Origin of the sequence: Exiguobacterium sp. SRB7LM (assembly GCF_015712685.1) — a bacterium.
Taxonomy (GTDB): domain Bacteria; phylum Bacillota; class Bacilli; order Exiguobacteriales; family Exiguobacteriaceae; genus Exiguobacterium; species Exiguobacterium profundum.
This window is the reverse complement of sequence record NZ_VWVR01000006.1, coordinates 461,589-484,207: the sequence shown is the minus strand read 5'-3', so window position 1 is coordinate 484,207 and position 22,619 is coordinate 461,589. Positions and strand designations below refer to the sequence as shown.

The window sequence follows — 22,619 nt, the reverse complement described above, 5'->3', positions numbered from 1 at the left end:
GCTTATTTGATCGATGTGATATCGTACACGCTGACGGATGTTCCGTCTTCAAGATCGGCCATATATCCGGTTAAGTCGTTACGAGAAATGGAAACGACACGACCTGTGCCTTTCGTCGTCTCTTCACTCGTTTCGGTTGTAAAGTTGATTGTTTTCCCAATCATGCTACTGTATTCAGAAATCGAAGACATGTGACGGTCAACGAGAACAGAATCGAGTTGTTTCGAAATCGTTTGCATTTGTTCGAGCGATGAGAACTGTGCCATTTGTGCGATGAATTCTTTATCTTCCATCGGTGACATCGGGTCCTGGTTCGCGATTTGAGCGAGAAGCAACTTCATAAACATGTCTTTATCGTATTGATTTGTCGCTTTTGGGAGCGACTGATCTGGCAATGTATAATCATTCGTCTTCGGTTGGATGCTCGTCATCTTCAGACCCTCCTTTAGGCTGTTCTTGTGGTTGTTCTTGTTCTGGTTGCTCGGAACCATCTGACAAGGCTGATTTTGAATCGAGCGCTTGCTGTGTCAAGTTGACCTCGATCCGAACGTTTTGCGAATGGGGTGTCAACGTTTGTTGCAACTGTTGAACCTGTGACTGGATCAGTTGCTTCGCCTCTTGATTGCTGGCAAACATCTTGACGACAAGTTCTCCATTCTTCCGCTCTAGCTTGACGACGAGTTCCCCTAACTGCTCCGGATACAATCTTACAGTGAAGACTTTTGAACCATCCGCCCCACTTTTGAACGGTGCCTTTTGCAAAGCCGCTTCAATCCGAGCTTGTAAATTTTCAGGAAGGGATCCTTTCGAAGCATACATGACCGTGTCCACGTCAATCTGTGGTCTTGACCAGTTCATCCCTTTCGGCATCCAGTCTACGTTATTTGGCTGTAGCGCAGGTTTTGCGATTTTTACGGTTTCAACATTTGGCAAGACGGGAACTTCTTTCAATGTACCTTCGATTGGTCCTTTATACTGTGTGATGATTCGTTGCATCGTTTGAACCTGTTTGGCAAGTTCTTGGTTTGGAACTTGTTGAGTCAGTGCAATGTTGGTCGTCTGAGTATTTCCCTCTGTTTGCTTCGTCGTAGGGACTTTCGGCGTAGTCGTCGTCTGTACAATCGCCGGTAAAACCGAAGACGGGATTTCAGTCTCAGGCGAAGGATTAGACAATTGACCGAGTAAACTTACATATGCATCCATAAACGTCCGATACGCATCTTGTGGCAGTGATTTTAGCCACTTCAATGTATCAGGCTTTTGAAACCATGTTTCGAGTTCCTGTGCCACTTTTTCCAAATCGACTGATCCTTCAGGAAGCACACCTTCTTCAAGTTGAGGAAGTTCTGCCTGCTCCCCTGAGCCTTGCATTGGGGCAAGCATCGCAGAAAGGAGGCTTAAAAATCCACCTGCTCCCTGTGATTCTCCCTCCACTGCTCCAGTACGAGCCATCGATCCTTGAATGGCTTGCGTCAATAAAGCGATATTCAATGTTGGTCCTCCCTTCTTGTGTTCATTGGAGAAGCTGCGTCACAACCGCAGCCTGTTGCGCATTCATTCGTCCTAAGATGTCTGCCTGTTGCTTAGGTGATAGCTCCTTCAACAGTTCAGCAACTTGAGGGCTTTCGAGTTCACCCATAATAGCTGCCGCCTGTTTGGCTGACATTTCTTCATAAACGCTGGCGACATCAGATGAGGTCTCCTCTTCTTTTGACGCTGCCTCTAGTTCCGAGACGAGTCGATCTCGTTCACGAATCAAATCGGTGATTTCTTCTTGTCTAGCCTTTACTTCGTTCGTCAATTCAACATTTTCGTTGCGAAGTTTTTCAATCTCACTGTTCGCTGCTTTTAATCGGTTCGCTGCGTCCGAATCGATTCCCGTCACATTCACCTGCGTCTCCGTTTTTTTTGATTCTTCCGTTTTCTCGTCCTCGTTCACTTCTAATAAGGGAACGGATAAGAGCGGACGGTCCATCGCATAGTTCATGACGACAATCCCACCGACTAAGATGAAGATTGCTGGAATGAGGACCAACGCCACAATCATTTGCTTGCCTCGTTTATTGTTCTCTTTTGCCATGCTACTTCCCTTTCCCATGATGAATCACAGCAAGTTCATCCATCATTTGTTGCTCTGTAAGTTTAGCTACCGTCATCTCTTGCATGCTGACCTTTTCATGGAGTGTCACGTATTTCTTTTCTTCCACCACTTTACCGAGCAATCGTTCTTGCGACGCATGATAGCGATTGCGGGCCTGTTGTACGACGAGCTGTTGCGTTTCGATTTGACGTTTCACTTGCTCTCGCGTCTTTTCTCGATACTGCGACATGAGAAGGTCGATGTTTCCAGATTGTTCGTCTTGGTGTTTGATGAGCGACTCATACATGAGAAGAAGGTCATATAGCTTCTCCATCTCTGTCTCAAGTCTTGCCTTAAATCCTCTGACTTCTATGGCGGCATCTTCTTTTTCATGTTCCGCAATCGGCATGATTCGTTCTAATATGAGTCTATTCATGATTCACCTCGTGCAATATGTGACAAGTGGGTCATCGTCTGTTCGAAAGCAGCATCTTCTTCGATTGATTGTTTCAAAAACGTCAACAAGTATGGATATTTCTCCACAGCGGTATCAATTGAAGGATTGGTGCCTTTTTTATACGCTCCGATATTGATTAAATCTTCCGCGTCAATATAGGTCGCAAGCCAACTGCGGAACGTTTGAGCTGCATCTCTGTGTGAAGGGGAAGCGATTTGGTTCATGACCCGACTGATGGATTTCAGTACATGGATTGCCGGGAATTGCCCACGGTTTGCGAGCGCCCGGTCCATCACAAAGTGTCCGTCTAAAATCCCCCGCACCGCGTCGGCAATCGGTTCATTCATATCATCCCCGTCGACGAGGACCGTATAGAACGCAGTGATTGAACCTGTCGCCGCTGTTCCACTTCGCTCTAATAGTTGAGGTAACATGGCGAATACGGATGGGGTGTACCCTTTCGATGTTGGGGGTTCGCCCGTCGCAAGACCAATCTCACGCTGTGCCATCGCAAAACGTGTCACCGAGTCCATCATCAAGACCACTTCTTTCCCTTGGTCCCGGAAGTACTCGGCAATCGCGGTCGCCGTGTAAGCTCCCTTCAACCGGACAAGCGGGGGTTGGTCGCTTGTCGCTACAATCACGACGGAACGAGCCATGCCTTCTGGTCCGAGTTCTTTTTCGATGAACTCTTTTACTTCCCGACCCCGTTCTCCAATCAAGGCGATGACGTTAATATCTGCCGAAGATCGTTTGGCAATCATCCCGAGCAAGGTCGACTTCCCTACACCGGAACCAGCAAACAAACCGACCCGTTGTCCTTTTCCTACAGTCAACAGTCCATCAATCATGCGTACACCGGTCGACAGCGCATCTAAAATCCTTGGTCGATTCAAAGGATTCGGAGGTTTACGTTGAACGTCATAACGCTTGCCGGTCACAAGACGCTCACCTGAAAGTGGACGTCCCAAACCATCGAGCACTTGACCGATCAACTCTTCCCCTACAGGAACTTGAAGCATTTTTCCCGTTCCCTTTACAAGACACCCTGGCGCAATTTGCGTAGTTTCACCGTATGGCATGAGCAGAACACGCTCTTCATTGAATCCGACAACCTCTGCTTCAACCGTTTCATTCGACGGAAGGACAATCAAACAGCGTTCTCCGACAAATGCACTCGGCCCATTCGACTCAATCATCAATCCGATGACACGGCAAACTCGACCGATTTTTCGTGTGAACTCGCCGTCCGAAGACTGCTTGATTGAGTCAAGAACCTGCTCAATAAGCACCATCCGCTAAAACCTCCTCGATTTTAGCTTGAATCCGTTCGAAACTATACGTTAAATCGACTTCATTCCCACGATGTGGCGACTCGATTCGGACTGCCGTTTCATCCAATGATCCGTCCCCACGATATTTCAAAGGGGGTGTCTCTTCTGTCCGCCACATCGCTTCGAATTGCTGAATCGAGGCAAGACGTGTCGGATGAACAAAGATTGTGATTGCTTCGGCATCGATCCAATGTGACATTTGATCACGGATCATCGTCGCAAAGAGTTCTTCATCTTTCCTAACAAGTTCCGTTGTCACATGTGCACTGACCGAGATTGCCAGCTCAATGAGTTGTTCTTCCGCTTGTCTCCATTTTTCTTCAAATAAGAGTTCAAGTTCGGTCGAAACGGAATTTAATCTTGTGGTGATGTCCTCGAACTCAGCCAATCCGTCCTGTCTACCTTGAAGGAGACCTTCCTGATACCCTTCTGAACGCGCCTCCTCGAACACCTGTTGTTTCAACCGCTCCAACTGTTCGACTTCGGTCAACTGAAACTGTTGAAATGCTTCTTCGTCCTGCTTCAACTTCTCATAGCGCGACTGAATGACATCGTGATGATTGATTCCGTCATTCGGTTCTATAATGGGTGTTTCTAAGCGCTTGGATTCAATCCGTTGCGGAATATTCGATGTTGCACGTTGGCGTTTGATCACATTAGACAACGATGTCATCTCCTCCACCTCGACTGATTACAATCTCACCGACGTCCTCTAGGCGACGAATGATTCCGACGATTCGGCTCTGTGCCTCTTCGACGTCACGCAACCGTACCGGTCCCATGAATTCCATATCTTCTTTGAACGTTTCGACCATACGTTGTGACATGTTTTTGAAGATAATTTGTTTGACTTCCTCCGAAGAGACCTTGAGCGCAAGTAACAAGTCGTCGTTCGCCACTTCGCGAATGATTCGTTGAATCGCACGAGAATCGAGCGTAACGATATCTTCGAAGACGAACATCCGCTTTTTGATTTCTTCTGCAAGTTCCGGGTCTTCGATTTCGAGCGCATCGAGAATGGTACGTTCGGTCGTCCGGTCTACACCGTTCAAGACTTCGACGACTGCTTCGATTCCACCAGATTGGGCATAATCTTGCATATCCGTCTGCGACAAGTTCTTCTCAAGGATTTGTTCCACTTCATGGATGACGTCTGGATTGAGTCGATCCATCGTCGCAATCCGTTTTGCGACTTCCGATTGAATCTCAGGTGGAAGTTCCGAGAGGATTTGCCCTGACTTGACGGGTTCTAAATGCGCTAAGATTAACGCAATCGTCTGTGGGTGCTCGTTTTGGATAAAGTTCAATAACTGTTTCGGGTCTGCTTTTCGTGCAAACTCGAACGGTCTGACCTGTAAGGTGGAAGTCAGACGATGAATCAATGCCATCGCCTTGTCTTCACCAACTGCTTTTTCAAGGACAGTTTTCGCAAACCCGATTCCACCCTGAGTGATATAACTTTGTGCCATGGCGAGTTCATGGAACTCACCGAGAATACTATCCTTTTCTTCCGGGGACACTTTTTTTAACGCTGAAATTTGAAGCGTCAGTTGTTCCATCTCTTCTTCTGAAAGATGTTTGTAGACGTTCGCTGCCACTTCAGGTCCCAGGGAAATCATGAGCATCGCTGCTTTTTCGCGATTCGATTGTTTTGCATAGTTCACGTTACTCACTCCTCAGACATCCAAGTACGAAGCAGTTTAGCAAACTCTTCTGGATTACTTTCAGCTAATTTTTCTAACTGTTTCTTCTTCACTGCACCTTCGCCTCGCTCTTCGAGGTCTAGGTCAGGTACTTCATCTTCATATGGAACTTCCCATTCGTTCGTCTCTTCCACAACCTCTTGCTTCCGTCTACGCATCGCGAAGAAGATCAAGGCAAGAATTACGACTGCACCCGCCGCTGCCGCATACATCCACCAAGGTGTCGGTTGGTCTGTTGCTGCAACCTCTTCCACTTCAGCGAACGGTCTCGACACGACGACAACTTTCTGTTCGAGTTCAGCATCCGTGATGGCTTCATCCGTCTTCGCTAACGACGTCCGAATAATGGAATACATCATCGTCTCGAGGTCGCCTTCTAACTGCGGATCGATACTTGTTGCGCCATCTGGTGGTTCAACGATGAGTTGGACCCCGAGGTCACGAATCGTATATGGTGCGTTTTGAATCTGCTTCGTGATGCGGTTGACCTCGTAATTGATGATTTCATGATTCTTTTCACTTTCTTCTGTGCCATCGCCAGTCGCTGCCGGGAAGTTGATTGTGTCGTTCTCACCAGTTCCCGTCGCTTCTGTCGCCGTACCTGTTCCGCCAGTGTATGCTTCAGCAATCCGTTCGGCAGACGTGACGATGCCTTCCATGTTTTCTTCATCGACCGGCGTGACAAGATTCTGTTCTTCAGCCGTTTGTGTCGTGTCGATGTCTGCTGTGACGGAAACGAGTACGCTCCGTTCGCCGAGTAGAACCGAGAGCATCTGTTGGATTTGTTGACGTACGTCTTTTTCGACTTGTCGCTTCAACGCCAATGGATCTGACGAGGAACCTCCAGCAACAACGGTCTGGTCGAGATCATAATACGTGAAGTATTGGTCCATAATTGAAATGTTTTCCGGTTTCAAGTTCGGGACACTCTTACTAATCAAATGATAGAGACCTTTTACTGTGTTTGGTTCTAAATTCGTCCCCGCTCCGATGTTCAAGACGATGGACGCGGTAGGCTCACCTTGATCTTCTGCCAAGAAGACAGACTTCTCAGGAAGTGAGATGATTACTTTCGCTTGATTGATTCCTTCAATCTGTGTGATGAGTCGCTCGAGCTCCGTCTGCATCGCACTACGTTCGATGACAGCCATCTCACGGTCTGTCGTTCCGAACCCTGCGTTTTCACTGAAGAAACTATAATCAATCGAGCCGGACTTTGGAATCCCGGCTGCAGCCAAACTCACTTTCAACTGATCGACCATTTCAGTCGGCACATACACGCTCACACCGTTCGAAGTCGCCTTGATTTCCGACTGTACCCCGTCTGCTGTCAACTTCTCTGTCACTTCGCCCGCTTCTTGAGCAGACAAGTTTGTATAGAGAGGTGCCATGTTTGGCCTTGAAAGGAAGAATGTGAGTACGAGGGCCGCGATTAGTATGACCGCGATCGAGATGCCCCATACGAGTTTACGTTTCGCTGGCATCGCCTTTAATGCACCGGTCATGGATTTGAATCGTTCTTTTAATTGTTCATTCATCGCAACTTGTCATCCTCTACAATTAAACTTGCATTCGCATCATTTCTTGATAGGCCTCAACAGCCTTGTTCCTCACCTCGATGGCAAGTTGCATCGCAATCGACGACTCTTCACTTTGAATCATCACCTGATGAAGGTCAGCTTTCCCGACCGCCAAATCTTTACGGGCTTGACTAGTCGCTTGTTGTGTCTCATTCAATGCGTTCATCGCTTCATTCAAGTATGACCCAAATTGAGATGGGTTCGTTTTATTCAGTGATGGCGTGAGTTCTGGGCTCATCAATTGAATTGGATTAATTTGCATCCGTTAACACTCCTTATCCTTTACCAATCTCCATCGCTTTTACGAGCATCGCCTTCGAGGCGTTCATCGCTGCAATGTTTGCTTCGTACGAACGAGTCGCACCCATCAAATCGACCATTTCTTTCAAGAGATCGACGTTCGGCATTTGTACGTACCCTCGCTCATCCGCATCGGGATGATTCGGGTTATAAGCCAATTTATACGGTGCATCGTCTTCGATGATTTGAGATACCTGCACCCCTCCATTAACGGCATCCATTTGCTTCCGGAATGGCGCTTCTTGCAACACGGTCATCTTTCGTGTGTATGGTTGCCACTCTCCGTCCACGAGTCTCCCGCGAGTCGTCTGAGCGTTGGCGATGTTCGCCGACACGGTATCCATTCGTAGCCGTTGTGACGTCAACGCTGAAGCTGAAATATGAAAACTATCAAACATTCCCATTGATTAACGACCTCCCCGAATAACAGATTTTAATCCCCCGAGCCTACGATTCAATTGCTCCATCATCGCCTCATACTGGAGTTGGTTTCGTGCCAGCTCACTCATTTCATAATCCAAGTCGACATTGTTGCCATCACTCCTCATGGCGCCACCAGCTCGATCGATGACCTTCGACTGGGTCGAGTCACTCGGACGACCACCTTGCAGCTTGAGTCGCATCTCACTCTGAAGCGTCTGCTCAAACACAGCCTGTTTGGCTTTGAAATTCGGCGTATCAATGTTTGAAAGGTTATGACTGATGACTTTTTGGTTAAGGACTGAATGGTTGATGGCTTGCTTTAGTAATTGATAGTCACTACCAATCCAATTCACGGCGTTCACTCACTTTCATATAATGACTACTAAATATACCTCATTTGGAAAATCTACTATTTCATTGAAACAAATCTGTAACAGTTCTGAAAGATATTTTTTAAAACATAGGTAAATGGCTTAATATCTTTTTGTCGAATTCACGTCAAAAGGTGAAAATAATTACTTTTGTACTAAAAAAAACCGCCTCCTTATCAAGGAAAGCGGTTTTTTAGGAATAAAGTCCCTTTTAAAAGTGTTTTCAATGGAAATCACACATCAAAAGTTGTATTTCAGTTTGATTTCAGTTTTTGCAATTCAAACAAGAAGTTGTCATTTAATATCTTGATATACGTTCCTTTCATTCCTAAAGAACGTGATTCAATGACCCCTGCACTTTCTAATTTCCGAAGTGCGTTGACGATGACCGAACGCGTGATTCCCACTCTGTCGGCAATTTTGGAAGCAACTAGCAATCCTTCGTTTCCGCCAAGCTCTTCGAAGATATGTTCGATTGCCTCAAGCTCTGAATACGATAACGAGTTAATCGCCATCTGGACGACCGCTTTCTTACGTGCCGACGTTTCTGCTTCCGCAGCCTTCTCACGAAGGATCTCCATTCCAACTACAGTTGCAGAGTACTCCGCTAGAACGAGATCATCTTCTGTGAATTCATTCGCCAATCGACCGAGTACGAGCGTACCTAAACGTTCTCCTCCACCGATGATTGGAACAATCGTCGTCATGGAGTTGAGGAATAGATCGTGGTTCTCGACTGGGAACGCTGTATATTCACTATCGATATCGATGTTCGCTGTCGTTTCTTTCACATTGAACAAGTTCGAAGCATATGGCTCCGGGAACTGTCGGTCGACTAAGAATGCTTTCATCCGGTCATTCTCAATCTGTTGTTTGATTGCAAAACCGAGAAGTCGTCCCCGACGGCTCACGATAAACGTGTTGGACTCAAGGACTTCACGCATTTTGTCCGCCATTTCTTTAAAGTCAACGTGCGCACTTGCCTCTTGTTGAAGCATTGTGTTTAATTGGCGTGTTTTTTCTAGTAAGTTCATATTCTCTATTTCCTCCCTGTATGTGCATACAGAATCTTATAATATATATTGGCTCAAATCACGATCGTCGGCGATGGAACCGACTTTTGCTTGTACGTAAGCTGGTGTGATTTCTACGGTTGTTTGTGGCATATCTGCCGCTTCAAATGATAAATCTTCTAAAACGCGCTCCATTATAGTATAGAGGCGACGTGCACCGATGTCATCGGTCTCACGATTGACATGTGTCGCAATTTTCGCAATTTCTTCAATGGCCTCATGCGTGAAACGGACCGTGATTTCTTCAGATTCTAACAAGGCCGTATATTGTTTAATGAGCGCCTGTGACGGTTCCGTCAAAATCTTGACGAAGTCTTCTTCCGTCAAGCTGCTCAATTCAACACGAATTGGGAAGCGTCCTTGTAGCTCTGGAATCAGGTCAGACGGCTTAGCCATATGGAATGCACCGGCCGCGATGAAAAGAACGTGATCCGTTTTAACCGGTCCATACTTCGTGACGACCGTAGATCCTTCTACAATCGGAAGAATGTCACGCTGCACCCCTTCACGGGATACTCCGGCGTGATCTTGTGATTTTGTGGCGATCTTATCGATTTCATCCACGAAGATGATACCCATCTGTTCACTGCGCCGCACGGCTTCATCGTGGACTTCGTTCAAGTCCAGCAAGTTCTCTGCTTCTTCAGCAATAAGAAGCGGTCTTGCTTCACGAACCGTCAGCTTACGTTGTTTCCGTTTCTTTGGAACGATTTGACCGAGCATATCCTGAAGATTCGACAAACCTTCCATCCCTTGACCCTGAAACAAATCCATCGTCTGCTTTTCTTCTAATTCCACTTCAATCACGCGTTCTTCGAGTTCACCGAGTTCGAGCAAGCGTCGAAGTTGTGAACGGTCATTATTGGATGTGTCCGACGTGGTTTCTGGCTGTTGTGTCTGTCCGCCGAACAACGCTTCGAACGGATTCGATGCAGTAGCTGTCGCTTTTGCTTTTCCTTGTAGCGCATCTAAAAGGCGTTCCGTCGCCGCACGTTCCGCTGGCTCCTTCACATCTTCTTTTTTCTCTTCTTTGACAAGACGAACCGATGCCTCAACGAGATCACGTACCATCGATTCAACGTCACGACCGACGTAACCAACTTCCGTAAATTTCGTTGCTTCTACCTTCACAAACGGTGCACCGACAAGCTTAGCTAACCGTCGAGCAATTTCGGTCTTTCCGACCCCGGTCGGTCCGATCATCAAAATATTTTTTGGTGTAACCTCATCGCGAAGGTCTGCACTTAACTTTTGACGACGATAGCGATTTCGTAGAGCAATCGAAACTGCTCGCTTGGCATCCTTTTGTCCGATTACAAAACGGTCTAACTCCGTTACGATTTGTCTAGGTGTCAACTCTCGGTTCATTCAGTAGCGCCTCCAATCGTTTCTACAATGACTTGATCATTTGTATATACGCAAAGCTCACCAGCGATTTCAAGAGCGGCACGCGCGATTTCTTCAGCAGACTTTTCAGCAGAATGGCGTACGAGTGCGCGACCTGCCGCTAAGGCATAGTTCCCACCGGATCCGATTGCAAGAATTCCATCGTCCGGCTCAATCACTTCTCCATTCCCAGAGACGAGCAAAAGATGATCGGCATCCATCACAATCAATAGCGCCTCGAGTTGACGCAACATCTTATCCCCACGCCATTCTTTCGCAAGTTCTACCGCTGCTCGCGGCAAGTTACCGTTATACATTTCAAGTTTCGATTCAAACTTTTCAAACAATGTGAAAGCATCGGCTACGCTACCTGCAAAACCGGCAACGACTTTCCCACCATAAAGGCGTCTGACTTTCTTCGCCTTGTTTTTCATGATGACGGCATTCCCGAATGTGACTTGGCCATCTCCACTCATCGCACATTGGCCATTGTGTCGAACTGCAAAAATCGTTGTTGCATGAAACATATCGTAACCTCCTACTTTCTTGGATGTGTCGCTTGATAAATCGACCGAAGTCGTTCGGTCGATACATGGGTATACCGCCCGGTCGTCGACAAGGACTCATGCCCAAGCAACTCTTGGACGGCACGCAAGTCCGCTCCCCGTTCTAACAAGTCCGTCGCAAAGCTGTGTCGCAACGAGTGCGGGGTAAGTGGTTTATGTACCCCACTGTCTTTTCTCAAACGTTTCATGACATAGCGGATTTGGTCTGTTGTCATCCGATTCCCTTTTTGACTCAAAAATAATGCGGTTTCTGTCGGGAGCCCGACACCTTTGCGTAATTCGATATAACGCTGCAAAGCATGTACGGCATATTGTCCGATCGGGACATATCGTTCTTTCTTCCCTTTTCCCATCACATGGACAAAGGATAAAACCTCATCGAACGAGGAAAGGTTCATCCCACACAGTTCTGCGACGCGGATTCCCGTCCCATAGAGCACTTCTACGATGGCGACGTCCCTCGCCTGTAAAAAAGGATCTTCCTGCCTCGAGGCAGCATCCAACAGTTGCTCGACTTCCGTCGGGACGGCAAAGGTCGGCAAGGACTGTCTCTTTTTCGGTGAGGTCAGGTCGTGGAACAACGGTTCTCCACCTTGTTCTCTTGCCATAAACTTCCCGAATTGCTTGAAACAAGATACTTTTTGGGACACCGTAGACGCGGCCAATTGTTTCTCATAAAGGACATATAAATAACGCCGCGCCGTCTGAGCATCGTAGGGATCTTGATGCGTCGATTGGCAATATGCGGCGTACTGGTCGAGCGTTTGCTCGTAAGAGCGTTTCGTATGAGGAGACAGTCGACGTTCAATTTGGCAGTAGCGTAAAAAGGATTGTCGATCCTCTAAAAATCCCATTTTATCGCCTCCTCGATGACTCGTAAAAACGCATGTTCTCGTCAAATCGAAATTAGCATAGCATACAGAATGTAAGGTGACAATAGATAGCCGTTCAATAATCTGAAAATTTTCAAAGTATGAAACAAAATACACAATTGAAATTTTACTTCAAAACAAAAGAGCCAAAAAATGGCTCTCCTGTTCAAAGATCTTTATACTGTTGTATCGTTTCTAACGCACGGTTCGCGTAACGCTCGTACCGTTCTTGTTTCTTCATCTTTTTCGGAGCGTCTTCTAGTGATGGTACCAATCCGAAGTTTGCATTCATCGGTTGGAAGTGCTTCCCGTCGGCTGTCGTGATGTAATGCGCCATCGAACCAAGCATCGTCTCACGTGGGAGAACGACGAGTTCTTCACCTGCGATCATCTTCGCCGCATTGATCCCAGCTAGAAGCCCGGACGCTGCCGACTCCACATATCCTTCTACCCCTGTCATCTGACCGGCGAAGAAGAGCGTGTCACGTGTACGCGCCTGATATGTCGGCTTGAGTAAGCTCGGTGAGTTGATGAACGTGTTACGGTGCATGACACCGTAACGGACGATGTCCGCATTCTCGAGTCCCGGGATGAGACGGATGATGCGCTTCTGTTCGCCCCACTTCAAATGTGTTTGGAAGCCTACCAAGTTATACAGTGTGCCCGCCGAGTTGTCTTGACGAAGCTGAACGACGGCATATGGACGTTTTCCTGTCTTCGGGTCTTCTAATCCGACCGGCTTCATCGGTCCGAAAAGAAGCGTCTTTTTCCCACGCTCGGCCATGACTTCAAACGGCATGCATCCTTCAAAGTAAATCTCTTTTTCAAACTCTTTTAGCGGAACGACTTCTGCCTTGATCAGCTCTTCGTAAAACACGTCAAACTCTTCTTCTGTCATCGGACAGTTCAAGTAAGCGGCTTCACCTTTGTCGTAACGCGACTTCAAATAGACTTTATCCCGATCAATCGTATCGCCATCTAGAATCGGTGCTGCCGCGTCATAGAAGTAAAGATAATCTTCTCCTGTGAACGCCTTGAGTGATGCAGAGAGGTCAGGGGAGGTCAAAGGGCCAGTCGCCACGATGACGATCCCTTCAGGAATCTCTTTGAGCTCTTCGTTGTGCACTGTGACATTCTCGTGGTTCTTTAGCTTCTCGGTGATGAATCCGGCAAACTCATGACGATCGACGGCCAGGGCACCGCCAGCAGGTACACTTGCCGTGTCCGCCGCCTTTAAGATGAGCGAGTCAAGCGTACGCATTTCTTCTTTCAAGACACCTACGGCATTTTGAAGACCGTTCGCACGTAGCGAGTTCGAACAGACGAGTTCTGCAAATTGATCCGTGTGGTGCGCCGGTGTTTGACGAACCGGTCTCATTTCATACAAATCTACTTGAATACCGCGCTTAGCGAGTTGCCAAGCCGCTTCGGAGCCGGCCAATCCGGCTCCGATTACAGTTACACGTTGTTGCAACATTAATCCTCCTCTTGCTGGTGTACCTCGGTGTGGGTACAGTTCGTACATTGATATTTCACGCCGTCTTTAATTTTTTTCTCGACCATCAAACTGTCGCATACTGGACACGGTTTCGCAACCGGTTTATCCCATGAGACGAATTCACATTCCGGATAGTTCGAGCAACCATAGAAGAGACGACCTTTTTTACTGCGACGTTCAACGATTTGTCCATCCTTACAGTTCGGACACGGGACACCGATTTCGACTTGTACCGGTTTCGTGTTCGTACAGTTCGGGAAGTTCGAGCACGCCATGAACTTGCCGTAGCGTCCCATCTTGATGACCATTGGTGACCCACAGACTTCACAATCGATTCCGGCAGGTTCATCCTTCACTTCGATTTTCTCGATTTCTTCTTCAGCACGCTTCAATCGTTTCTCGAAAGAACGATAAATCGGAGCGACGACTTCCGTCCACTCGACTTCCTTATGCTCGATCGAATCAAGAAGGGTCTCCATGTCGGCCGTGAACTGGACCGTGATGAAGTCGTTGAAATACTCATCAATCATCTCGATGACGAGTTCTCCAAGTTCAGTCGGTAAAAACTTTTTCTCTTCGAGAACGACATAACCGCGTCGTTGGATCGTGTCGAGTGTCGGCGCGTACGTCGATGGACGACCAATCCCGAGTTCTTCCATCGCTCGAACGAGTCGCGCCTCTGTATAACGAGGTGGCGGTTGTGTGAAGTGTTGTTTCGGCTCAATCGTTTCAAACGTCACGGTATCATCCACTTCGAGAGGTGGCAATAATCCTTCCTTCTCTTGGTTCGTGTCCTCGATGTCATCGTCTTTCGACTCGATATACACTTTCATGAAACCAGGGAATTTGACTGTCGACCCGTTCGCACGGAAAATCATCCCGTTCGACTCGACGTCGATTTTGACCGTATCAAGAACAGCTGGCGCCATTTGGCTCGCAATCAATCGTTCCCAAATCAACTTATACAGTCGCAACTGGTCACGTGACAGATATGGCTTCAAGGAAGCTGGGTCGCGCAATGCTGAAGTCGGACGAATCGCTTCGTGTGCGTCTTGGGCATTCGCTGATTTCTTTTCTTTTTGTTTCTGTGAGGCGACATACTCTTCACCGAATGTCGATTCGATATATTCCTTCGCCTCCGTCTTCGCCAAATCAGAGATACGTGTCGAGTCGGTACGCATATACGTAATCAAACCGACTGTACCTTCTTTTTTACCGAGATCGATTCCTTCATATAATTGCTGCGCGAGCATCATTGTCTTCTTCGCACGGAAATTCAATTTACGGGCAGCATCCTGCTGCAATGAACTTGTCGTGAACGGTAGCGAAGCGTTCCGCTTCCGTTCTTTCTTCGTTACATCAATGACTTTAAACGTATCATTGATGGTATTGAGGACAGATTGCGCGTCTTCTTCAGACTTCAATTCCATCTTCTTCCCATCTTTTCCGTAAAATGAAGTCTCGAACGTTTCCCCATCATGATTTAAATCAAGTTTAATCGTCCAATACTCTTCCGGGTCGAACGCGTTAATTTCGCGCTCACGGTCGATAATCATCTTCACGGCTACCGATTGAACTCGCCCTGCAGACAATCCTTTTTTGACTTTCTTCCATAATAATGGGCTCATCCCGTATCCGACAAGACGATCTAAAATACGTCGGGCTTGTTGTGCATCGACGAGATCGTGATTGATCTTACGTGGATGTTTAAACGATTCTTTAATCGCATCTTTCGTGATTTCGTTAAAGACGACACGACATTCTGTCGTTTCATCGACACCAAGTGCGCGTGCTAAATGCCAAGCAATCGCTTCCCCTTCTCTATCGGGGTCGGCCGCGAGAAAGATTTTTGTCGCTTTTTTCGCTGCTGTCTTCAATTCTTTCAATACCGGTCCTTTACCACGGATGGTAATATACTTCGGTTCAAAGTCGTGTTCGACGTCTACACCGAGTTGACTTTTAGGCAAGTCAATCACGTGCCCCATCGAAGCTTTGACCATATAATTCGGACCTAAATAACGTTTAATTGTTTTTGCTTTCGCAGGTGATTCGACGATCACCAGATATTTTGCCATACATCTGCTCCCCTTTTAGAGGTCATTTAAATCCCTACCATAATATTCATGTTCTCACCGGTTTGTCAACGTACAATCTTGAGATCTCGAATAATTTGATCGGAATTCGTCAATGGAATCGCACCTTCTTCAATCAACCGGTTCGGTCCCTCCGCGAGTGGATCAAGGGGTGAACCTGGCACCGCAAATACCGTTTTCCCTTGCTCTAGAGCATGTCCGACCGTATTCATCGTCCCACTCTTTCGTCTCGCCTGTATAACGACCAACGCATCGCCAAGACCACTGACCAAACGATTTCTTTCCAAAAATTGAAATTTTTGAATCGGCGTGTTTGGTACATATTCACTAAGTAAGACTCCCTCTTGAGGAATCTGTAAAAGCATGTCTCGGTTCGCCTCCGGATAGAGCCGGTTCAGTCCAGCCCCCAGTACCGCCACGGTCGGTCGACGAGCGCGAAGGGCATGGGCGTGGACGAGCCCGTCGATTCCGAGAGCGCCACCTGAAACAGATACAGTTTCTTCTATTAAAGAGTGATAGTGATTCACGAGCGATTGACTGATACGATTCAACTCACGACTTCCGACCATCGCAGTCGTTCTTTCTTGTAGTACCTCTAAATCTCCATGATAAAACAAGCAATATGGTGGGTTGGGGATGTCGAGTAACCGTTTCGGAAACAAGTCGTCTTCCCATGTGACGAAATGTTTATACGACTCCGATGCGTGCCAGGCTCGTTCAGCCCGTCTCCAGACATGTTCAGAAAATTGTGTGCGATGTGCTCCGAGTGTCCCGTTTAAATAATGATGCACAAACTCAACTGGCATTCGTGCTGCAGCAAACCGAGCTATTGTTTGATTCATCACAAACTCTCCTTTAAAAAAATGAGGGATGCAAGCATCCCTCAAGATTCTCATGTCGTCGGTTGACCCGTGACACATGCTTCGTATAATCCTTGCTGTTTCAAGACACGAATCAACGTTTCACCGATAACCGCTGGTGTTTCAGCGACTTCGATTCCATTCGCGTTCAATGTCTTGATCTTCTCAGCAGCCGTCCCTTTACCACCTGAGATGATTGCGCCCGCATGTCCCATGCGCTTGCCTTCAGGAGCCGTCTGGCCGCCGATGAAACCGATGACTGGTTTCGTCATGTTGGCTTTTACCCATTCAGCTGCCTCTTCTTCAGCCGTTCCACCGATTTCCCCGATCATGATGACCGCTTTCGTGTCCTCATCTTCGTTGAACGCTTTAAGCGTATCGATGAAGTTCGTTCCGTTGACCGGGTCTCCCCCGATTCCAACAGCTGTCGATTGTCCGATACCTGCTGTCGTCAACTGATGAACCGCCTCATACGTGAGCGTCCCAGAACGTGATACGATTCCGACGTGCCCTTTCGTATGAATGTAGCCAGGCATGATGCCAAGTTTCGCTTCTCCAGGTGTGATGATACCAGGACAGTTCGGTCCGATTAAACGAGCCGGTTTGTCCTCGAGATAGCGCTTCACTTGAATCATGTCCACAACTGGGATTCCTTCTGTGATACAGATGATGAGCTCGATGCCGCTGTCTGCCGCTTCCATGATTGAATCCGCTGCGAAAGCAGGTGGAACATAGATGATCGATGCATTGGCACCAGTTGCTTCGACCGCTTCAGAGACGGTGTTGAAGACTGGAACGTTGTCGAGGACCGTCGTGCCACCTTTACCAGGTGTGACACCACCGACTAATTTCGTGTTATATGCGAGCATCTGTTCACCGTGGAACAGACCTTGCTTCCCTGTAATCCCTTGAATGATTACTTTCGTATCTTTATCCGCCCAAATACTCATGTCGTTTCCCCCTTATCGAACAAGTGCTGCGATTTTTTCTGCACCGTCAGCCATCGAGCTGGCCGTCGTGATCGCAAGTCCAGATTCATCGAGAATGCGCTTCCCGGCATCAACGTTCGTTCCTTCTAAGCGAACGACGAGTGGTAAGTCGAGTCCGATTTCTTTCGTCGCAGCGACAATCCCCTCTGCGATGATGTCACATTTCATAATCCCACCGAAAATGTTAACGAAGATCCCTTTGACCTGGTCATCAGACAAAATCAACTTGAATGCTTCTGTTACTTTTTCTTTCGTCGCACCGCCACCTACGTCGAGGAAGTTAGCGGGTTCAGCGCCGTAATGTTTGATGATATCCATCGTTGCCATCGCAAGACCGGCACCGTTGACGAGACAACCGATGTTTCCGTCGAGTGCGATGTAGCTGAGGTCGTGTTTAGACGCTTCTACTTCACGTGGGTCTTCTTCCGTCGTATCACGAAGCGCAAGGACGTCCGAGTGACGATAGAGCGCGTTGCTATCGAAGTTCAACTTCGCATCGAGCGCGATGACGTTACCGTCTTTCGTCGTGACAAGCGGATTGATTTCCGCGATTGTGCAATCTGTCTCGACGTACACTTTATACAACTTCATGACCATGTCACTGAACTTGTTGACAAGTTTCGTCGGGACTTCCATTTTGAATGCGAGACGACGCGCCTGAAATGGACGTAAGCCAACGACCGGGTCGACGATCTCTTTATGAATCTTCTCTGGTGTATGTTCAGCGACTTCTTCGATGTCCATTCCACCTTCAGATGAACCCATGATGACAATTCGGCCGATCGAACGGTCAAGCACGAGTCCTAAGTAAAATTCTTGGTCAATCGCAGAACCTTCTTCGATATAGAGACGCTGGACAACTTTTCCTTCCGGACCTGTTTGGTGTGTCACGAGCGTTTTCCCGAGAATCTCTGAAGCATATTGCTTCACTTCTTCATCTGTCTTCGCAAGTTTAACACCACCCGCTTTACCGCGGCCACCTGCGTGGATTTGAGCTTTTACTACCTTCACTTCACCTTCAAGCTTCGCAGCAGCTGCAACAGCTTCTTCAACAGTAAAGGCCGGATAACCCGTCGGAACGGCTACCCCAAACTCTCTTAACAATTCTTTCGCCTGATACTCATGGATATTCATATGTTTTCCCCCTTAGTCCCCTTTAATATCGGCACGTCTATTGTAACGAAAAACTGAAAGCGCTGTCTATCGTTCTTGCTTTAAGTTTTCATCTTTTTTTCACATATATCCCTAGACAAATCAAATTTTATCCTGTTCCATCTGATAAAGAAACACAAAAAGTTCCGCAATGACTTGATAGACGTCCTCTGGAATCTGCTCTTCAATGTTCAAGGCCGACAGTAACGAGAGGAGCGCTGGGTCTTCATGGATAGGAATGCCGTTCGCTAAAGCAACTTCAAGCATCCGCTCGGCCACGATACCCGTTCCTTTTGCTACGACATGGGGCGCATCCATCGACTGCTCATAGGAGAGCGCCATCGCTTTCTTCTGGTCTTTCATATTTGGAGGTCCACCTTTCCGAGCGGCGCAAACGTTGCCGGAACGTGTTCACGCTTCGCTTCATACGAAAATGAAGACAGTTCGAATGACACCTTTTTTAAACCTTCTTTCAAAAGTGGTTCGTATGTACGGACGTATGGAGCCAAATCGTGTTGCTCATTGAATACACGTACGGACACGTAACGCTTTTGAATCAACACATCAATCCCGGTCTCACCGAATCGCGGCGTTTCAAGAAACAAGACGATCCGCGCATGATCCGAGTCCATCGTCTCTCGTTTCGGGGCCTCTAGACGAAGTTGAACGTTTTCAAACGGACCCAATTGCGGTATGTGAAATGCTTGAGCGACGAACGGCGGGCTTTGGCTCGCGTTGAACGCTTCCTGCGCACGCACGAACTGCTCGAACTTCGGCTCACCTTTCGCTTTGAACAGTTCCCCGACGAGCGCTTTTACATCCTGACCTGCGCCGCTTTCTAACGCGGTTTTGCCGGCCGTCTTCACGGAGTCCGGCGTCAGCATCGGCTCTCGCATCAGGCGTCCGAGCTGTTCTCCTAACGCCTGCAGAGGCGACTTGGTCGCCATGAGCGATTCTGTCGCTTGCGTGACGACCTTCAAGACGAGCTTCGGTTCAACGTCCGTGACGACCAGCTTATACGTGACGTTCTCTTTCAAGTTCGCATTGACACCGACCCGGAAAATCCCTTGGGGCAGTTGCATGACCGCCTCGTTGCCAGGTAAGAGCTGCAATACCTTTCCGACGACTGTGTTCCCTAGTAATAGCGGGCGTGATGTCTGTTCCGTCACTTTGAACGGCATCACCCCTTGATGATCGATCCGCAAAGCGACCACTCCTTTCACATATGCTTGATGGGGGCAAACGTACGGCGATGAATCGGAGTCACCCCAAGGCGTCTTAACCCTTCTAAATGAGCCTCTGTTCCATATCCTGCGTTCTTCGCAAATCCGTATCCAGGATACGTCAAATCATATTCTTCCATCATCCGGTCCCTTACCACCTTAGCGACGACACTTGCCGCGGCTATCGACACACTGAGCGTGTCCCCTTTAATCAATGACTGTTGAGGGATGTCGAGCTCGAGTTTCATGGCGTCAATCAATAGGGCGTCTACTTCTCCGACTTGATGAATCGCCTCTGTCATCGCTAGTTTCGTCGATTCGTATATATTGATGACATCAATCGTCTTCGGTTCGACGATGCCGACACCGACCTCCGCGACCTCGATGATGTGTGCGTATGCTGCATCCCTCGCCGTTTTGGACATTTTTTTCGAATCATTCAATCCCGCGAGATAGAACCCATCCGGTAACAAGACTGCCGCAGCCACGACCGGTCCCGCGAGCGGTCCCCGTCCGACTTCATCGACTCCGACAATTCGAGTGAAGCCTCGCGCCTTCCATTCATGTTCATACGTCATGCGACGTTCGAAATCGACCTGTAGCGCCCGTTCTCGCTCAAATTGACGCTGTTTTTGCCGAAGCAACGTTTGTACGCCCGCTCGTGGGTCTTGTGACAAGGTCGGGAAGATTTGTACCCATTCTTCATATCGGATGTCCTCTAGTTGTTGTTTAATCTGTTGAATCGTCACGGTCTTCCTCCTATTCAAAAAAGCCCTGTGTGCACAGGGCTTTACGCCATTTCGTGATCAGCCGGTGTCTCAAGCGAGATCCGTCCGATTTTTTCATGTCGTAGTTCATTCAAAAGTAGTTCGCTCGCTTTTTCGAAATCGACGTAACCGCCACTGATGAGACCACGCTTTTTCCCGATCAACTCAAGGAGCTCAACGCTGTCCTCGGGTAACGTTTCAAGTTTGAATCGTTCCTTTAATTGTTCAGGATAACGAGCATGCAACTCGCGAACCGTATACAAGGCGATATCATCCAAGTTGAGAATCTCGTCTTTGATAGCGCCGGTCGCGGCTAGACGATATCCGACAATTTGGTCCTCAAATTTCGGCCAGAGAATCCCCGGCGTGTCCAACAGCTCCATCTCGCCGCCTTTCATCTTGATCCACTGTTGACGCTTCGTCACACCAGGACGGTCGCCCGTGATGGCGATGTTTCGTCCGGCGAGACGGTTGATGAGCGTCGACTTCCCGACGTTCGGGATTCCGATGATGAGCGCACGGATCGGTCCGGGGTTCCGCCCCTTCTCACGCATCCGGTCATGCTTTTCTTTCATCAACTTCTGAGCACCCGTGATGAGCTGTTTCAAGCCTTTGCTATGTTTCGCGTCGACAGCGACAACCTCGACTTCTTCGCGTTTCAAGGCACGTAACCACGCCTCCGTCACGACGGGGTCGGCCATGTCTGCTTTGTTCAAGACGATGAGACGGGGTTTTCCCGCTGTAATCTCATCGACCATCGGGTTGCGACTCGACTGAGGCACGCGTGCATCTACGAGTTCGATGACGACATCGATTAGCTTTAATTTTTCAGTTACTTGTCTTCTTGCTTTGGCCATGTGGCCAGGAAACCATTGAATTGCCAAAAAAGCACCACCTTAATCTTCTACCGTGCCAACATCATCGAGTGGCCAGAAGATGAAGTTCGTCTTGCCGACAATCTCCTCTTTCGACACAAATCCGATCTCACGGCTGTCTTTCGAGTTTTGACGATTGTCTCCCATGACGAAGTATGATTCCTCTGGAACGACCGACTCACCCGTCACTTGTTCGAGTGTGAAGTTCTCGGTCAACGGGAACCCGTTCATCTGGGCACGAAACTCGTCTAAATACGGCTCTTCTACTGCTTCACCATTAATATAAAGCATATCATCTCGATATTCGAGCGTGTCGCCTGGGATGGCGATGACACGTTTAATATAGTCTTTTGATTCAGTCGCATGGAATACGACGATATCACCTCGGTCTAGCTCCCCAACATAGTTCGAAATTTTACTGACGATCATTCGATCCGCATTGTGGAGTGTCGGCATCATCGACTCTCCTTCAACGATGACAGGAACGAAGATGAACGTCCGGATGACGAACGCGATGACAAGAGCGACCACGATGGCTTTTAGCCAACTAAACACTTCTTTCAACTTCACTCACTCCTCTATCCATTTGAACTTATTGTACTAGAAAAAAAGAAGCTTGTCGCAAGCGACAAGCTTAATTCCCATCTTAACGACGGATTTCTTTAATACGTGCTGCTTTACCGCGAAGGTTACGGAGGTAGTAAAGTTTCGCACGGCGAACTTTACCGTAGCGTACGACTTCGATTTGTGCAACGCGTGGTGAGTGAAGCGGGAATGCACGCTCAACACCTACGCCGTAAGAAATCTTACGGACTGTGAATGTTTCGCTGATGCCGCCACCTTTACGCTTGATTACAACACCTTCGAAGATCTGGATACGCTCACGCGTTCCCTCTACAACTTTAACGTGGACACGTACTGTGTCACCAGGACGGAAAGCAGGTACGTCCGATTTGAATTGTTCTTCTGTGATTTCACGGAACAGTTTTTGTGTGTTCATGAATCATATCTCCTTTT

Annotated in this window: 26 protein-coding genes; all 26 read right to left on the bottom strand. The window is 48.0% G+C overall.

Annotated elements, in window-relative coordinates; all coding sequences use genetic code 11:
- Positions 1-2 precede the first annotated feature (2 nt).
- Positions 3-431 carry a flagellar hook capping FlgD N-terminal domain-containing protein gene (locus F3H97_RS03265; RefSeq protein WP_074037242.1) on the bottom strand — a complete coding sequence of 143 codons (429 nt, stop codon included), beginning with the start codon at positions 429-431 and terminating at the stop codon, positions 3-5.
- Positions 403-1,491, bottom strand: a complete 1,089-nt coding sequence (locus F3H97_RS03260; RefSeq protein ID WP_196430545.1) for a flagellar hook-length control protein FliK — start codon at positions 1,489-1,491, stop codon at positions 403-405. The genes F3H97_RS03265 and F3H97_RS03260 overlap by 29 nt, the downstream gene beginning before the upstream one ends.
- A 22-nt stretch (positions 1,492-1,513) precedes the next feature.
- Positions 1,514-2,080 carry a MotE family protein gene (locus F3H97_RS03255; protein WP_196430544.1) on the bottom strand — a complete coding sequence of 189 codons (567 nt, stop codon included), beginning with the start codon at positions 2,078-2,080 and terminating at the stop codon, positions 1,514-1,516.
- A gap of 1 nt (position 2,081) precedes the next feature.
- Positions 2,082-2,516, bottom strand: a complete 435-nt coding sequence (locus F3H97_RS03250) for a flagellar FliJ family protein (protein ID WP_159562090.1) — start codon at positions 2,514-2,516, stop codon at positions 2,082-2,084.
- Positions 2,513-3,832 (bottom strand): flagellar protein export ATPase FliI, encoded by a 1,320-nt coding sequence (gene fliI / locus F3H97_RS03245; protein WP_159562089.1) that lies wholly within the window; start codon positions 3,830-3,832, stop codon positions 2,513-2,515. The genes F3H97_RS03250 and fliI overlap by 4 nt, the downstream gene beginning before the upstream one ends.
- Positions 3,819-4,544: a FliH/SctL family protein gene (locus F3H97_RS03240; RefSeq protein WP_159562088.1), complete on the bottom strand. Its 726-nt coding sequence runs from the start codon at positions 4,542-4,544 to the stop codon at positions 3,819-3,821. Before F3H97_RS03240 ends, fliI begins: the two co-directional genes overlap by 14 nt.
- Positions 4,528-5,535, bottom strand: coding sequence for a flagellar motor switch protein FliG (gene fliG, locus F3H97_RS03235; RefSeq protein WP_026826250.1), 1,008 nt, complete (start codon positions 5,533-5,535; stop codon positions 4,528-4,530). Before fliG ends, F3H97_RS03240 begins: the two co-directional genes overlap by 17 nt.
- 5 nt (positions 5,536-5,540) lie before the next feature.
- Complete coding sequence (gene fliF, locus F3H97_RS03230; protein WP_196430543.1) at positions 5,541-7,112, bottom strand: flagellar basal-body MS-ring/collar protein FliF; 1,572 nt, start codon at positions 7,110-7,112, stop codon at positions 5,541-5,543.
- A 22-nt stretch (positions 7,113-7,134) separates the two neighbouring features.
- A complete protein-coding gene (gene fliE, locus F3H97_RS03225) occupies positions 7,135-7,416 on the bottom strand; it encodes a flagellar hook-basal body complex protein FliE (protein WP_074037250.1) in 282 nt (93 codons plus the stop codon).
- A 13-nt stretch (positions 7,417-7,429) separates the two neighbouring features.
- Positions 7,430-7,858 (bottom strand): flagellar basal body rod protein FlgC, encoded by a 429-nt coding sequence (gene flgC, locus F3H97_RS03220; RefSeq protein WP_074037252.1) that lies wholly within the window; start codon positions 7,856-7,858, stop codon positions 7,430-7,432.
- A 3-nt stretch (positions 7,859-7,861) separates the two neighbouring features.
- Positions 7,862-8,230 carry a flagellar basal body rod protein FlgB gene (flgB, locus tag F3H97_RS03215; RefSeq protein WP_074037939.1) on the bottom strand — a complete coding sequence of 123 codons (369 nt, stop codon included), beginning with the start codon at positions 8,228-8,230 and terminating at the stop codon, positions 7,862-7,864.
- A 272-nt stretch (positions 8,231-8,502) separates the two neighbouring features.
- Complete coding sequence (codY, locus tag F3H97_RS03210) at positions 8,503-9,282, bottom strand: GTP-sensing pleiotropic transcriptional regulator CodY (RefSeq protein WP_074037253.1); 780 nt, start codon at positions 9,280-9,282, stop codon at positions 8,503-8,505.
- Between the two features lie 36 nt (positions 9,283-9,318).
- Positions 9,319-10,689: an ATP-dependent protease ATPase subunit HslU gene (gene hslU / locus F3H97_RS03205; protein WP_196430542.1), complete on the bottom strand. Its 1,371-nt coding sequence runs from the start codon at positions 10,687-10,689 to the stop codon at positions 9,319-9,321.
- Complete coding sequence (hslV, locus tag F3H97_RS03200; RefSeq protein WP_196430541.1) at positions 10,686-11,234, bottom strand: ATP-dependent protease subunit HslV; 549 nt, start codon at positions 11,232-11,234, stop codon at positions 10,686-10,688. Before hslV ends, hslU begins: the two co-directional genes overlap by 4 nt.
- A gap of 11 nt (positions 11,235-11,245) precedes the next feature.
- Positions 11,246-12,127, bottom strand: coding sequence for a tyrosine-type recombinase/integrase (locus tag F3H97_RS03195; RefSeq protein WP_196430540.1), 882 nt, complete (start codon positions 12,125-12,127; stop codon positions 11,246-11,248).
- Between the two features lie 184 nt (positions 12,128-12,311).
- Positions 12,312-13,622, bottom strand: coding sequence for an FADH(2)-oxidizing methylenetetrahydrofolate--tRNA-(uracil(54)-C(5))-methyltransferase TrmFO (gene trmFO, locus F3H97_RS03190; protein ID WP_015881379.1), 1,311 nt, complete (start codon positions 13,620-13,622; stop codon positions 12,312-12,314).
- On the bottom strand, positions 13,622-15,718 hold the full coding sequence (topA, locus tag F3H97_RS03185; RefSeq protein WP_196430539.1) for a type I DNA topoisomerase: 2,097 nt from the start codon (positions 15,716-15,718) through the stop codon (positions 13,622-13,624). Before topA ends, trmFO begins: the two co-directional genes overlap by 1 nt.
- Before the next feature lie 65 nt (positions 15,719-15,783).
- Positions 15,784-16,578 (bottom strand): DNA-processing protein DprA, encoded by a 795-nt coding sequence (dprA, locus tag F3H97_RS03180; RefSeq protein ID WP_074037261.1) that lies wholly within the window; start codon positions 16,576-16,578, stop codon positions 15,784-15,786.
- 50 nt (positions 16,579-16,628) lie between these two features.
- Positions 16,629-17,546 carry a succinate--CoA ligase subunit alpha gene (sucD, locus tag F3H97_RS03175; RefSeq protein ID WP_015881376.1) on the bottom strand — a complete coding sequence of 306 codons (918 nt, stop codon included), beginning with the start codon at positions 17,544-17,546 and terminating at the stop codon, positions 16,629-16,631.
- A gap of 12 nt (positions 17,547-17,558) precedes the next feature.
- Entirely contained in the window at positions 17,559-18,719 is a 1,161-nt protein-coding gene (gene sucC, locus F3H97_RS03170) for an ADP-forming succinate--CoA ligase subunit beta (protein WP_159562085.1), read from the bottom strand.
- A gap of 120 nt (positions 18,720-18,839) precedes the next feature.
- Positions 18,840-19,100, bottom strand: a complete 261-nt coding sequence (locus tag F3H97_RS03165) for an EscU/YscU/HrcU family type III secretion system export apparatus switch protein (protein ID WP_074037264.1) — start codon at positions 19,098-19,100, stop codon at positions 18,840-18,842.
- Entirely contained in the window at positions 19,097-19,951 is an 855-nt protein-coding gene (locus F3H97_RS03160; RefSeq protein WP_370568516.1) for a hypothetical protein, read from the bottom strand. Before F3H97_RS03160 ends, F3H97_RS03165 begins: the two co-directional genes overlap by 4 nt.
- Before the next feature lie 5 nt (positions 19,952-19,956).
- A complete protein-coding gene (locus tag F3H97_RS03155) occupies positions 19,957-20,709 on the bottom strand; it encodes a ribonuclease HII (RefSeq protein WP_196430537.1) in 753 nt (250 codons plus the stop codon).
- A gap of 41 nt (positions 20,710-20,750) precedes the next feature.
- Positions 20,751-21,611, bottom strand: coding sequence for a ribosome biogenesis GTPase YlqF (ylqF, locus tag F3H97_RS03150; protein WP_196430536.1), 861 nt, complete (start codon positions 21,609-21,611; stop codon positions 20,751-20,753).
- Positions 21,612-21,623: 12 nt separating this feature from the next.
- Positions 21,624-22,166 carry a signal peptidase I gene (lepB, locus tag F3H97_RS03145; protein ID WP_196430535.1) on the bottom strand — a complete coding sequence of 181 codons (543 nt, stop codon included), beginning with the start codon at positions 22,164-22,166 and terminating at the stop codon, positions 21,624-21,626.
- A gap of 82 nt (positions 22,167-22,248) precedes the next feature.
- Positions 22,249-22,602, bottom strand: coding sequence for a 50S ribosomal protein L19 (gene rplS / locus F3H97_RS03140; RefSeq protein ID WP_015881369.1), 354 nt, complete (start codon positions 22,600-22,602; stop codon positions 22,249-22,251).
- Positions 22,603-22,619 lie beyond the last annotated feature (17 nt).